The sequence below is a fragment of the Microbulbifer rhizosphaerae genome (assembly GCF_014191725.1).
Taxonomy (GTDB): domain Bacteria; phylum Pseudomonadota; class Gammaproteobacteria; order Pseudomonadales; family Cellvibrionaceae; genus Microbulbifer; species Microbulbifer rhizosphaerae.
The window spans coordinates 1-14,448 of sequence record NZ_JACHWZ010000001.1; the positions used below are offsets into that span (position 1 = coordinate 1).

At 58.1% G+C, this 14,448-nt stretch carries 9 protein-coding genes; 6 read left to right on the top strand and 3 right to left on the bottom strand.

Going from position 1 to position 14,448, the window contains the following annotated elements; genetic code table 11:
• From FHS09_RS00005 to FHS09_RS00015, 3 genes are all read left to right on the top strand, one after another.
• Positions 1–6,648: FG-GAP-like repeat-containing protein (locus tag FHS09_RS00005; RefSeq protein ID WP_183455499.1), on the top strand; the 6,648-nt coding region annotated here is incomplete at its 5' end.
• Positions 6,614–7,033 (top strand): energy transducer TonB, encoded by a 420-nt coding sequence (locus FHS09_RS00010; protein WP_183455500.1) that lies wholly within the window; start codon positions 6,614–6,616, stop codon positions 7,031–7,033. The genes FHS09_RS00005 and FHS09_RS00010, both read left to right, overlap by 35 nt.
• A 797-nt stretch (positions 7,034–7,830) precedes the next feature.
• Positions 7,831–10,572 carry a Kelch repeat-containing protein gene (locus FHS09_RS00015; protein ID WP_183455501.1) on the top strand — a complete coding sequence of 914 codons (2,742 nt, stop codon included), beginning with the start codon at positions 7,831–7,833 and terminating at the stop codon, positions 10,570–10,572.
• Between the two features lie 114 nt (positions 10,573–10,686).
• Here FHS09_RS00015 and FHS09_RS00020 read toward each other — a convergent pair whose 3' ends face one another.
• Entirely contained in the window at positions 10,687–11,547 is an 861-nt protein-coding gene (locus FHS09_RS00020) for an SDR family oxidoreductase (RefSeq protein ID WP_183455502.1), read from the bottom strand.
• 98 nt (positions 11,548–11,645) lie between these two features.
• On the opposite strand from FHS09_RS00020, the gene FHS09_RS00025 reads away from it, so the two are divergent.
• From FHS09_RS00025 to FHS09_RS00035, 3 genes are all read left to right on the top strand, one after another.
• On the top strand, positions 11,646–12,077 hold the full coding sequence (locus FHS09_RS00025) for a winged helix-turn-helix transcriptional regulator (protein ID WP_183455503.1): 432 nt from the start codon (positions 11,646–11,648) through the stop codon (positions 12,075–12,077).
• A 112-nt stretch (positions 12,078–12,189) separates the two neighbouring features.
• A complete protein-coding gene (locus FHS09_RS00030; RefSeq protein WP_183455504.1) occupies positions 12,190–12,333 on the top strand; it encodes a hypothetical protein in 144 nt (47 codons plus the stop codon).
• Entirely contained in the window at positions 12,326–12,631 is a 306-nt protein-coding gene (locus FHS09_RS00035) for a helix-turn-helix domain-containing protein (protein WP_183455505.1), read from the top strand. Before FHS09_RS00030 ends, FHS09_RS00035 begins: the two co-directional genes overlap by 8 nt.
• A gap of 194 nt (positions 12,632–12,825) precedes the next feature.
• Here the strand turns inward: FHS09_RS00035 and FHS09_RS00040 are convergent, their stop codons facing one another.
• Together FHS09_RS00040 and FHS09_RS00045 are read right to left on the bottom strand one after the other, a co-directional pair.
• Complete coding sequence (locus FHS09_RS00040) at positions 12,826–13,602, bottom strand: glycerophosphodiester phosphodiesterase (RefSeq protein ID WP_183455506.1); 777 nt, start codon at positions 13,600–13,602, stop codon at positions 12,826–12,828.
• 263 nt (positions 13,603–13,865) lie between these two features.
• Complete coding sequence (locus FHS09_RS00045; RefSeq protein ID WP_183455507.1) at positions 13,866–14,378, bottom strand: flavin reductase family protein; 513 nt, start codon at positions 14,376–14,378, stop codon at positions 13,866–13,868.
• Positions 14,379–14,448 lie beyond the last annotated feature (70 nt).

Below are 14,448 nucleotides of genomic sequence, written 5' to 3' on the forward strand. Positions count from 1 at the left end.
GACTTTCGCGTCAACGAATCCGGCGCGGCCACCTACAGTATTCCCCTGAGCCTGCCCGCCGGCACCGCCGGCGTGGCCCCGGAACTCTCCCTCAATTATTCCAGCCAGGGCGGCAACGGCCTGGTGGGCCACGGTTGGGCCCTGGGCGGCCTCTCCGCCATCAGCCGCTGCCGCCAGACCCTGGGGCAGGACAAACAGGCCAAGGCCATCACCTGGAGCGGCGAAGACCGCTTCTGCCTGGACGGCCAGCGGCTGCTGGCGGTTGAAGAGGGTACCTACGGAAAACCCGGCAGCCTGTACCGCACCGAGATCGACAGCTTCGCCCTGATCAAAGCCCACGGCGGCACAGACGGCCACCCGGACTACTTCACCGTCGAGCGCAAGGACGGCTCCATCAGCTACTACGGCGATGGCAACCGTTCCCGCCAGCGGGTAATGGTTGGAGACAAGACCCGCACCTTGACTTGGGGGATCAGCCGCTTCGAGGACAGTGCTCTGAACCCTATCGAATTTGTCTACGCCGCGGACGTCGACAGGGACGAACCTAACCACGATATCAGCCACCGCATCAGCGAAATCCGCTACGCCTACACCAGCGGCGGCAGCGCCGGTGCCAAGATGGTGTTCGACTATAAGGGTCGGCAAGACCCCATCAGCGGCTACCTGGCGGGCGAACTGCTGCAAACCAAAAAACGCCTAAGCGGCATTCGCGTGCAGAATGACAGCGGCAATGGCCTGCAGGAAGTGCGCCGCTACACACTGGAATACCTGAGCGATCCCCGCGACAACCTCAGTCGCCTCGAACGCATCCGCCAGTGTGCCGGCCCCAACGGCACCCTCTGCCAGCCGGACACCGTCTTCGACTGGCGCCTGCCCCTGCCCGGCAGCTTTGCCGGCGGCGTCAGGGACAGCGTCATCCTCAGTACCCAGCGCGACCGCGCCGCCGTGGGCGCGCGTCCGGCGGATATCAACGGCGACGGGCGCATGGACCTGATCTGGCTGGAAGCGGATTGGGATGACGATGGTGAGGTCCACGACCAGTACTTCAGATATGTCCTTGCCGACGAAAGTGGCTTCGGTCTCGAACGCCTCGCCTACCGCGACTCCGCCAATGTGGGCAAGACTCCCTACCGCTGGGAAATGATGGATTACAACGGCGACGGCCGCGCCGACGTGGCCTTTTACGCGAAAAAAGCTGAGGAGTGGCGTATCCTCCTGTCCCTCCCCAGAGGCAACGGTAACTGGCAGCTGAGCAGCAACTACTTGGCGGCCGAGGGCCTGAAGGACAAGGACGTGCGCTTTATCGATATTAACGGCGACGGCCTGGTCGATGCTGTCAGCAGCGATGGCTACTGGCTGATGGAGATAGATCCGAATGAACCTATCAGTTCCCACCACTACTACCGCTTTGCCGCCAAGGAGCCGCTGACGGTCCAGGGGCTGGAATCCTGGACATTGGAAGACCCCGACAACCAGTCCCGCGAGCATTATCTGAGCCCCGGCGCGGCTGGGGACTTCAACGGCGATGGTCGCGTCAATCTGATCCTATTCGACACCAAAAAGACCCGGGTGGGGACAGGTCGCCGGCCGGGTTGGCTGCAGGAACAGCACACCCGCGCCTACCGGGTATCCATCGAAGGCGATGCGCAGGGTGGTTACCAGCTGGTCAACCGCGGCAAGTTGCTGGACTTCGGGCAGTCTGGGGAAGACTTCGAATCAAAAAATCGCGATTCTAGCGTCGATGCGCTCGAGCGCCACGGGGACCTCAAGCAAAAAGTTCATGTCGCCGACATTAATGGCGACGGCCTTGCTGACCTGATCCTGCAAGACGATACATATGACGACGATTCTCTGGTGGAAAAGGCTCGTTACCACTATCGCCTGAGCACCGGCCAGAGTTTCAAAGACGCGGTCAGCCTCGGCGTCATGCCCGAAGAAGCCCAGTTGCAGTGGTTCGACTACGATAACGATGGCGACCAGGATCTGGTCTGGCACGATGCAGGGCGAAGGCGACTGCGAGTGCGCCGTTGGAACGAGTTGCAGCAGCAGTTTAGCGGGTCGGATGACTTCCGTATTACCAGCGGCAACGAGCAAGCCCTGCATCTGTTCACCGATATGGATGGCGATGGGGTCACTGACTATGTGCGGGTTGAAAGCGATATCGCCGTCCTACACCCAGCCACCGGCTTCCTAGGTCCTGTCAATGTCATCGAAAAAATCACAAACGGCCTGGGTGCCGAAACGGATATCGCCTACGGCTCCCTCGCCAACAGCGGCCACTACACCCACTTGGTCCTGGACACCACGACTGAAAGCCACGACGAACCGGAGGTGAATCTGCAGTGCGGCGGAGAATACCGCGTGGCCAGTACCGGGTCTTTCTATAGCGCCCTGAACGACAGCTGGGAAGGCCAAGACCGCTTGGGCAAACTCTCCCCTACCCTGGAACTGATAGGCCCTATGTACGTGGCCACCCGCGTGGACAGCAGTGCGCCCACGGCCGGCGATGCCAGCGACGACGACATCAGCAGTATCAGCTACCACTACGCCCAGGCCAAACTCCAGGCTGGCGGCCGCGGCCTGCTTGGCTTCGAGAAGCTGTGTACCGTCGATGAACAGACCGGGGTCGTGACCACCACCACCTACCGCCAGGACTTCCCCTTCCGGGGGTATCCCCTGAGCACCGAGGTGAAAACCGCGGCCGGTAAACTGCTCAGTCGCTCCACCAATACCTGGAAACTCAAAAAGGCCAACGGCGCAGCTTGGCAATCCGGTTGGCGGGCCACTGCACTGGCAGATGGCAGTGCCGAATTGGGCTCGCTCCAGCCCTGGCTTGCAGAGAGCATCGAGGAAACCTACGACCTGAACGGCAACACGGATGGCGACCCACTCAAGACGGTGACCACGGTCAACGAGTACGACAACCATGGCAATCCGCTACGGATCACCGTCACCACTCTAGCCGCCAATGGTGACACCTTCATCACCGACACGGAGAACGACTACGGCGAGGGCCGCAGCCTGACCTTGGCCAATACGGATCATATGCTCTCCGGCTACCCGGAACTGGGCCGCCTGGTGGAGACGATCGTCATCCACACCCGCACCGAAAACGGCGCAACGGATAGCGTCAAGCGCATCAGCCGCTTCGACTACCACCCGGACGGCCCCGAGGCTGGCCTGCTGTGGTGGGAAAAAGTCGAGCCGGATGACGACACCCTGCGGCTCACCTCCACCTATACCTACGACGACTTCGGCAACAAGGAAACCGCCACCCAGGCCACTGCGGGCGAGGAGCCCCGCAGCAGCCGCTGGACCTACCAGGGCGGCCAGGGCCGCTATCTGGAAACGGAGGAAAACGCCTACCGCCAGGTAACCAGCAGAGTGCTGGCCCGCGACGAACTGGGCCAGCCCACCCTGGTGGAGGACATCGCCGGCGTCCAGACCCTGTTCGACTACGACGCCTTCGGCCGTAAGGTTCTGGAATACAACCAGACCGGAGCCCACTCAATCACTCTGCTGTCCGCCCCCGGCGACCACTGTCCCGCGGGCAGCGCCTACCAGCAGACGGCGAAAGACGCCGGCGGTGCCGAATCCCTGGCCTGCTTCGACGTCGTGGGCCGGAAAACCCGCAGTGCTACCCGCGGCTTCGACGGCGCTTGGGTCTATGCCGATACCGAGTACGACAACCTCGGCCGCGTCAGTCGCAAATCCGAACCCTACAGTGGCAGTGCCCAGTACTGGACGGCGATGGACTACGACATCCTCGGCCGCGTCGTGGGCACCGACTTGCCGGGCACCCTCAACAACAACGGCATTACCGGCACCGATGGACTGCCCCACGATGTCCACGTGGACTATCAAGGCTACAAAACCGTCACCACCAACCCCGAGGGCCACACCAAGACCGAGACCAAAAACGCACAAGGCGAACTGGTCTTCGTCAAAGACAACCTCGGTGGCAAGCTGGAATACCGCTACGACGCCCAGGGTAATCTGCGTTTCGCCACCCGCACAGGCGACAAGGGCGGACTCAGCACCGTCACCGAAATGCGCTATGACAAGCTCGGGCGCAAGGAGTATATGAGCGACCTGGACAAGGGCGAGTGGCACTACGGCTACAACGGCTTCGGCGAATTGGAGTGGCAGATCGACGCCAAGCGGCAGATGGTCGTCAACGAATACGACCGCCTCGGCCGCTTGGAGCGGAGAACCGACTACCGCAACGGTGATATCGAGGACCCGGAGGAGCTGAACACCGATGGCAATATCGAAAGCGAAACCCTCTGGAGCTACAACAATAATCGAAACAAGGGTGACGGAAGCCCCCACTGGGAGGAAGATGTCCCGCCCGGCGCACTTGCCGGTGTGATCGGCGTCGAAAGCGACTATGCCGAAGTGCCGAGTTACGATCGCTTCGGCCGCCTCGACAGCCAGCTCACCAGCCTCGCAGAAGGCGACGACCACTGGACCCGCACCACCTACGACCAGTACGGCCGCGTCTTCCAGCAGTTCGACGCTGGAGGCGACGGCACTTGGCGCTCCAGCGCCACCGAAAACGTCTACAACCAATACGGCTACCTCGAAGCCGTCGTGGATGCGGAAAACATCAACCAGGCCAGCGGGGAAAACTTCTACACCGTCCTCGCCATGGACGAACGCGGCAACGTCACCCGCTTCCGCCAGGGTAACGGCGTAGTCACCGACAGGACCTACGACCCAGCCACCGGCCGCCTCGAACACCAGACCGCCTCGGTGCTCGGCATCACCCAGGTCCAGGACCTCACCTATCAGTGGAGCAATCTCGGCAACCTGGAAAACCGCCGCGACCGCAGCGGTGGCAAGAACCTGTTCGAGGAGTTCCAGTACGACGGCCTCAATCGCCTGAAGCGCGCCCAGGTCAGTGCCGAGGGAATGCAGCGGGAAGCGCAGATTGTCGAATACGACGGCCTCGGCAATATCGAATACAAGTCCGACGTGGGCGACTACTACTACGCAGGAGACAGCGAGAGCGACGAGCAATGTGACCAAAAAGCCGGCCCTCACGCCGTCTGCGCCACTTCCGACGGCGTCACCTACAGCTACGACGCCAACGGCAATATGACCAGCGACTCCAGCGGCAGAACCCTGGTCTACACCACCTTCGACAAACCCGAAACCATCACCAAGGGAGGTCACACCACCGAATTCCGGTACGGCCCCGACAGGAGCCGCTACCTCAGAATCGACACCGACAGCAGCAATAACACAACGGAAACCCGCTACATCGGTAATGTCGAAAAAATCACCAAATCCGATGGGTCGAGGGAAATCAAGCGCTACCTCCCCGGCGGCGCTATCGTCACCCTGTCCACCGAATCCGACGGCAGCACAAGTCGCACCAGCCGCTACCTGCACAAGGACCACCTGGGCTCGGTGGATGTGATCACCGACAAGAGCGGCACGGTCATCCAGGAGCTTTCCTTCGACCCCTGGGGCCAGAGAAGAAACGCCCAGGACTGGACCGTCCTGATCGCTGCGGATCTCACCGGCTTCGACACCAGCCTCACCACAAGAGGCTACACCGGCCACGAGATGCTGGACCAAGTGGGCCTGATCCATATGAACGGGCGGATCTACGATGCCAGGCTGGGCCGGTTCCTGCAGGCGGACCCGTTTATCCAGGCGGCCTCTGACACGCAGATGTACAATCGGTACAGCTATGTGCGGAATAATCCGCTGGTCTATACGGATTCGTCAGGCTACAAAATTGATTTCTGGAGCGCTGTTAAGATTGTTATTGCGGTTGTCCTGACAGTGGCTTGTGAGGGGGCTTGTGGACCAGAGGTCTGGGCGTGGGCAATGGGTACTACTAGCGCCGCCCAGGCGATTACGCAAGGGGGTGATTTCGAACAGATAGCCACAGCGGCGTTTACAGGTGCCGTTATGGGATATTTTGGGGCCTCCTTGGGTGCCGGTGGCTGGACAGGAACGGAGGCATTCTACTTTGGTGTGGTTGGTGGTATAACCAGCGTCTTACAAGGAGGCAAGTTTGGACATGGCTTTGTCAGCGCTTATGTTGGAGCGGCGGTCAATGCCAGCGGAGTGCTTCAAGGTCAGTCTGGGCCTGTTCAGTTTTTGGGTAGTGTTGTTGTTGGGGGCACTGTATCCGAGGCTACTGGTGGAAAATTTGCAAATGGGGCTGTTTATGCTGCATTTGCATTCGCAGTTGGTAGGATTACGTATAAGGATTGGGATTGGAGGAAAAATACACCCGACCTTAGTGAGTGTGGGGGGGCAGTTTCATGTGGTGCAACAGTTGAAGAGTGGGACCCTGATGGGGAAAGTAGACAAGGTTTCTATGACGCAACTGAAAAGGCGAAATCTAATAGGGCTAAATCTGCAGATGTGCCCTATGACAATGATCCTGCTCTCGAATCGGTTGATGAATCTGTTATGTCGATCAAAGAAGTTGAAAAGCGAAATGTTAAGGCTGCAAATAAAATTAAAAATAAATTTATATCCAAAATCGCACCTAAACCACTCCAAAAATCTACGGAAGCTGGTTTAAATAAAATAACTAATGATTATATTATCGACCCGATGTATACCCCTGAAGGGCAGGAGATTCTGAATGAACTTTATGATAGGCCAGAGGTTGAAGAGTAAAATTTTTATATCCCTAATGGCTTTTATTTCTGGGTGTGTCTCCAATGTAATACCCTTAAAGGCTAAGCCCAGCCTAAATCAGTTAAATAAGGGGCAGATAACTGTTGGTGATCCTGTAAACAATCCTAAAGTGTTGTATCCAACAAAGCAGTTAGAGAGTAAACAAGATGGTTGGGCGTTAGTTAAACTTGATCTTGATGAAGATGGGAATACAAAAAATATTGAGGCCATTGATTGTAGCCCAGTGTTTTCTTTTTGTTATGCTGCCGAGAAGTATTTCGCTGAGGCTCAATATCATCCTCCTGCAAAAGACGGTAATCCCGTAAAAGTAATAGGGCATTATTTCATTCTCAATTTTTTTGTAAGCAAAACAGAACACCCATAGAGCTGTTTCTGACTATGGAAAAACGGATCAAGGAAACGTGGCACGCATTGGACACCCATTTAAAAGGCGTCCCAATGACAGTAGAGGGGGCGGCAGCTTCTATCTTGATAGACCGCACACTATCTCCAGGAGGGCCGGGGTCAGGCCTTAGTGCGCCGAGCGAAGCTCAGGCGCAGGGGAAGTTGATTAACAAGGAGGTGATTAACGGAAACTGTGCGTAGGTTTCCCGTGGGTGCAAGTCCCACCCGGGCAAGGCTGGTCACCACCCGGAAGCGAGTCTTGGGCTGTCCCGTGGCGACGCGGGCGGTTAAGCGTAGACAGCGAGCCAGTAGGCCGCGGGGATAGAGCACCGAAAAGACCCTCTTTGTGGCGCAGAGGGCCGGGGTCAGGCCTTACGCAGAGGGCCGGGGTCACGCAGAGGGCCGGGGTCAGGCCTCGCAGAGGGCCGGGGTCAGGCCTTACAATTTACATCTAGGGGTCAGGGGTCACCCATTAGGCAGCCTCGTCCCGCTGCCACGGTGGTGGGGCGAGGCTGCCTAATGTTTATCAAGTATAAACAATACAGTTTAAGGGAATAACAGCTAAGAACCTTTGCTTTATCTTCTTCAGAAAGCCGATCTTTAGGGGAATGTATATGGTGATCGAGGGGGTTGTAGGCGAGGGCCGGGGTTAGGTCTTTAGTTTTGCATTAAAAAGAAATCACCAAAGCCCGACAGAACAAAAGGAAGGCCGGGCCTGCATGCTAGATTGCAGGATAATTAAGAAATGATTCACGTCTGCCTTTCGGGAGAAATTCCATGCTTTTGCCTTTCCTATCGTGTCACTGGTCTCGCCCACATTCTTTTTTGATTTCGGTCTGCGTGAAGAAGTTTCTCCTGATCCTTTTTTCGAGCTTCCTCCTCGCCGGCTGTGGTGGCGGAGGCGGCGGCAGTACGTCAGATGATCCCCCCTCGCCTCCCTCTACCCCTGTGCTGAAGGAGCGGAAGTTAACCTTTGAAGCCCCGGATACGTTATACATGGTTCCTGGGGATACGCAGGAAAATCCCGCGAGTGCCCCCGGGAGCGGGCTCATTAGTTACGAGTCCGATGATGAATTCGTTGCGGTGGTGGACAGTGAAGGTACTGTTACCGCCATCGGCGCGGGTACCACTTCTATTTCCGCCACCATTGCCGAGGATGGGGAATACAGGTCGGCGTCGGCGAGCTACTCGGTAGAAGTGGAGGCGTTATCGAACACACTGACCTTCACCGAATCCGGTCCGTTAAGGCTACCCGTGGGGAGCACCTTGCACAATCCGGCTACGGGACTGGGAGATGGCACCGTTGTCTATTCGTCGAGCGATCCAGGCATCGCTACGGTCGACGCCAGTGGACTGGTGGAGGCACATGCGCTGGGGACCGTTACGATTGAAGCAGTACAGGAAGAAGGGCCGCAGTACCTGTCCGCGACGGCAAGCTACGTTATCGAAACCAGCATAGGCATGACTGCCTGGGCCGGAGAAAGTGATACGCTGGTTTCGTTATCCCCCGCTGCGACAGGTATGAATCTCTACCGGAGTTCCGAGAGGGATTGCGATATAGCAAATTTTCAGGCATGTGAAAATGGGCAGGTGGATGTTATCGGAGGAACAGAGGTTGTGGATACCGCTGCGACTCTGGAGAGGCCCGGATACTATACTCTGCAGGATTCCATGCATGAGATACAGGTGTCCGCCTGGCCACATCATTTTCTGCGTCGGTCAGAGCATGGATCTGTCGTCTTCAAGGAAAAACTCTGGATAATCGGAAATGCCGTCTGGAGGGGTGAAGAGTCTATATGGGCCACAGAGGATGGGGTGGTATGGCACCCGGTGAAAAGCAATTTCCCCAAGAGAAGTGGCCATAGTTTAACCGTGCATGAGGGAAAACTATTTGTGATCGGGGGCTCGGACAGGAGAAAGAGAATAGTAACCTCGGACCCTGAAATGAACGATGTCTGGGCTACTGAGGACGGAATTAATTGGGTGCAGATTACGGACAACGCCGAGTTTGCCCCGAGAAAGGACCATCGGGTAGTTAGCCACAATGGCAGGTTATGGCTGATAGGAGGAGTTAATTTCGGGGAGCTCGCGGAAGATGAGGACTTTTATTATTCCGATGTGTGGTCTTCAGAGGATGGCACGAACTGGACGTTAGAGGTGGAAGAGACGCCCTTTGCGAACCGCTTCGATCACGTGGCGGTCGTTCACCAGGATCGGATCTGGGTGCTCGGAGGCTGGGGGCGTCGCGAAGCCACAGAGGTGTGGGTATCGGAAAATGGTATTGATTGGGAACTGTTGCCGGAACCTGCACCCGCGCATGCCGTAGCTGAAGGTGTGGTTTCCTTCATGGATAGACTCTGGTTCAGAGGATGGGGGCCACTCGGTGGGTATGGATTCTGGTCCACAGGGGCTGGGGAATCATGGGAATTTACGAAAACAGATAGTGAGGTAGTAGAAACCTGGCTGCATTCAATCAAGGTATTTAAGGAAAAGCTTTGGGTGACTGGCGGGGAAGTCAGTAACGTAGGGCCTGTCAGCAGTGTCTTTTCTTCAGCTGATGCAACCAATTGGAAAAAGGAGTCATCTGATCACCCGCTTCCGCGAAATATTGTGCGGGGAACAAACAGAAAGACTGTTGTCACCCATAAGGGGAGCTACTGGGCTTTCGATAACCCCGAATGGTCAAGTGAAGAAATTGAAGATACTTATATCTGGACATCGGAAGATGGTTTCAGCTGGGAAAAATACGAAATTTCAGGCGATTTCAACCCGTCATTTGAAAGTATATTGACCAGCTTTAACGGCAAGCTGTGGGCAATTGGTATTCCAAAGTCTGAACAAGGACAAGTTACAGGCCTCGGTCTGTGGTCCTCCGAAGATGGCATCCATTGGAGTGAGGTTGTGCCGCCTTCGGAGCTGCCTGTCCTGAAGAGCAGGAGGTTCCTGGTCCATGGTGGCAGATTGTGGCTGTTTGGAACGGCTACCATCGAAGTCGCCAGTGTGATGGCTGAAGAGAACCAGGTGTGGTCCTCTGCGAATGGGATAGAGTGGCAGCGTGAGAGTGGCATAACAGAATACTCGGAGCTGAAAGATTATGAGGTCGCCAGTTTTGACGGAAAGCTCTGGGTGGTTGGCGGTCGTGAATCCGACGGTACCTATAGTCGAGGCGTGTGGTATTCCAGCGATGGAAAACAGTGGCAACAGGTTGTCCCTATACCTTTACCTGGGGGCAGAATCGAGCACAGAGTTGCCAGCTATGGGGGCAAGTTGTGGCTGGTCGGTGGCACGGATAGAAGCGGCAACCCGTCTGGCGATATCTGGGTATCGGAAAACGGAGAGGTATGGACAGAAGCAGAAATCCCCACAAACATGCCGCCGCGCTCCAATTTCGGCTTGCTTACCGACCAGGATGGTCTGTGGGTTTTCGGGGCAGAATGGGGGGAGAGACAAGACCTGTGGAAATTCACCGAAGGAGACGGATGGCGCGCGGGGTATAGGCGCCAATTTACCACCCAATGATGGTGAAGAGGGTCGGGGCCTGGTCTTTAGTGATGGGTGTCCAAGAATCTTGTTGCTGTAGATACGCGGATACGCGCACGGGAAAGGCCGGACGCTGGTCCGGCCTTTGGTGGGTTATCCCAGTGACGCCAGCGCCAGTTGGATCGATTCGACCATTGGCGTGGTCGGGCGACCGATCAGTGCGCTCAACTGTTTGCTGTCGTCGAACAGGCCGCCTTTGGAGGCGCCGGTATCGGACTCGGCCAGCAGGGTTGCGATCGGTTCCGGCAGTCCGGCGCCCACCAGCGCCTGCTGGTACTCCGCTTCCGGCAGGTCCTGGTAGCTGATCGCCTTGCCGGACTGCGCTGCGATTTCGGCTGCAAACTCGCCCAGGGTGTAGAAGTCGTCCCCCGCCAGTTCGTAGACCTTGCCGGCCTGCTCTTCGGCCAGGAGTACGGCCGCGGCCGCGGCGGCGTAATCGGCCCGTGAGGCGGACGAGATGCGGCCGTCGCCGGCGCAGCCCATGACAGCTCCGAACTGCAGTGCCACCGGTACGCCGGCGGTATAGTTCTCGCTGTACCAGCCGTTGCGCAGGATCGCGTGGGGGAGGCCGGACCCGGCCAGTTTCGCTTCGGTCTGCCGATGCTCCAGCCCCAACGGTAGCGGGGTGGTGTCGGCGTGCAGGATGCTGGTGTAGACCAGCAGTCCCACTTCGGCCTTTTTCGCCGCTTCGATTACGTTGGCGTGTTGAGGCGCACGTTGGCCGACCTCGCTGGAGGAGATCAGCAGCACTTTGTTCGCCCCTTCGAATGCCGCCTTAAGCGTGGCCGGCTCATTGTAATCGGCTTTGCGCACCTCTACGCCCTGAGCGGCTAGGTCAGCCACGCTATCCGGATTGCGCACCGCCGCGACCAGTTCGGCGGCGGGTACGGACTTGAGCAGCTCGGCGATCACCAGCCGGCCCAGTTGGCCGGATGCACCAGTTACCACAATCATCGTCTATCTCCTTTGCTTTTTGAGTGCGTAATAAATCAGTGGAGCCAGTCTAACGTTCATGCTAACTTCTAGAAAGTACGCACAAAAAGGTAAGTACTATGAACAAGAAACTGGATGCGGAACCGCCGATTGGCCTGAGCGAGCGTTTCGGGCGGGGATGCTTGTTCGCCGCGCCCTGTCCCTCCCGCGAGGTGCTCAATCATGTGAGCAGCCGCTGGGGGGTACTGATCCTGATCGCGCTGCGCAGCGGTACGCACCGCTTCGGCGAACTGCGCCGGAAGATCGGCGGTGTCAGTGAGAAGATGCTGGCGCAGAGCCTTCAGGCACTGGCTCGTGACGGCTTCGTATCGAGGGTGTCCCACCCGGTGGTGCCGCCATTCGTGGAGTACAGCCTGACGCCTATGGGAGAGGAGGTGGCGGGAAAGGTGGCCGATCTGGCGGACTGGATAGAGCTGAACCTGTTGCGGGTGATGGAGGCTCGATCCAGCGCGCAGGCGGATCCAACGGCCACTGAGGGCGTCACACGGTAAACCGTGCCCGGCGCGGGGTGAGGACTGAGCGTTACACCCCGGCGCCCCGTATATGGGCCGGGAAGTGCCGTGGATGGAGTCGAAGTGATGGACTGCCAGGTTGAAGAATCTGATGGGTGTCCAAGAATCCTCCTCCAGCATCAAGGACAAAGAGTTAAAAGCACTGTACGCCAAAACCCTGTTTGGCTACAGCGACAGAGAGATAGTCAAGGCCGTGAAAGCCGGCATACTGATCGAGGTGAATGACGATGGATAAATCCATCCTGGAAGTGGTACACGAAAGCGCCCAAGAGCTGCGCAAGGCTGGGGTGATGGACGAAGTCACCCTCAAGGAGTTCGACGCCCTGTGCCTGCCGCCGGTGAAGGAATACACCGCCGCACAGATCCGGCGCATCCGCAAAAAATCCAAGGCCAGCCAGGGCGTCTTCGCCCTCTACCTGAACACCAGCAAGTCCACAGTACAGAAATGGGAGATCGGGGCCAAAAAGCCCAACGGCCCCTCGCTCAAGCTGCTGAACATCGTGGACCGCAAGGGGCTGGAAGTGCTGGCTTGATCCGGCCATCAGCCACTCCAAAAGCAACAAGCCCCGGACGCGAAAGCGCCCGGGGCTTGTTGTATCCGGCTCCGGAAAACCCCGCCTCCGGGCAAAAAAGCACCTCAAAAATCTTGGTAGAGTCGGCCTTTATCGGGACCGATCTGCCCTGGCCCAGCTTGAGAAAGGAATTCCTGTACGCTTAGTGCCAGGACTTATTGAGCCTGCGGCAAATCCCTATCACTCGCCTGCCCCTGCTGCTGCATCAACATCTCCGCAGTAACCCCCGCGTTGTAATCCATAATCAGCCGCGGCTCGTCGGTAAAGACGCCGTCGGCGCCCATGGCTGCGACCAGGTGCAGGTCTTCTCCGTTGTTGACCGTGTACACGTAATTTTTCAGCCCGCGCCGTTTGCCGTCGGCGATCAGGTCCGCGTCTACGAATTCCAGGCTTAGGTGCATGGAGTAGGCTTTGAGGGATTCGGCGCAGGCGGCTAGGTCCAGGGGGATGCCGGCGAGGAGGGCGCCGCGGCGGACTTCCGGCAGTAGTTGCAGGCTCTCGTAGACCTGGCGGTGGTCGAAGGAGGAGATCAGGTACTGTTCGAAACAGGCGCCGTTGTCGCGCACGTAGGATTCCAGTTCCCGCGCCACCAGCGCGGCGCAATTGGGGCCCTTGATCTCGATATTGAGCTGTATGTTGTTGGAGACCAGCTCCAGCACTTCGCGCAGCGTGGGAATACGGCCGCCGCAGGGCAGCAGTTTTTCGCGCAGAGCATTGGGGCACATATCCGTGAGCAGCTCGCTGCCGGCGATCAGGCGGCCGAGGCGACGGTCGTGTTTGACCAGTATCTGGCCGCCGACATTCCAGATATCGATCTCGATACCGTCGATATCGAATTCCAGTGCGTGCTCTATGGCCTGCAGGGTATTTTCAGTGGCCCGCTGGCGGTAGCCGCGGTGGGCGAAACAGAAAAGGGTGCCCGGGGTTTCCATAATCCTGACCTCTTGGCCTAGTCGACAACAGCGTGCCCATGAAGTATGACGCTGCGGTTACAGAACAACCGTTATTTGTGACCCTTTTTGGATGATTTGGCGTAACTACTCTCCCCTCTCCCGCTTGCGGGGAGAGGCCGGGGGAGGGGGCGCTGACCGGGCTCCCCCTCTCCTAACCCTCTCCCCCAAAGGGTGAGAGGGGACTGTCGGGGTGAAGTAGTTACGATTTGGCACTGAAATGAGCCTGACTGGCAATCCGGGAGTCAGTCCCCAGCCAGGGCGCGATAGCGGCCCCGGTGGAAGACCAGCGGTTCACCGCCGCTGGCGGTGAATTCCAGCACTTCCCCAAGCAGAATGGTGTGGTCGCCGCCGTCAATGCACTGCATCCGGCGACAGTGGAAGTGGGCGGCGCAGTCGTCCAGCAGTGGCAGTTGCGCCGGGCCGGAATGCCAGTGGATCTGGCCAAATTTGTCGGTGCCGCGGCCGGCGAAGAGGTTGGAGATATGCTGCTGGTCCGCCTTGAGTACGTGCACGGCAAAGTGCTCGTTGGCGGTAAAGGCGTTGTAGCTCAGGGCGTGTTTGTCGATGCTCCAGAGCACCAGCGGCGGCTCTAGGGAGACGGAATTGAAGCTGTTGACGGTCATGCCCACCGGCTGGCCGTCGGCATCCCGCGTGGTGACCACGGTGACGCCGGTGGCGAACTGGCCCAGGGTGTCGCGCAGGGCGCGGCTCCGGGAGAGGGCCGGGGAGAGGGCTTGAGTGCTGTCTGCCGTCATACTTCTGGTCAATTCTTGTGCAAAGTTGGTCGTGACGGCCATTCTACGGGAAAAGCGGCTCGTTTGCGCG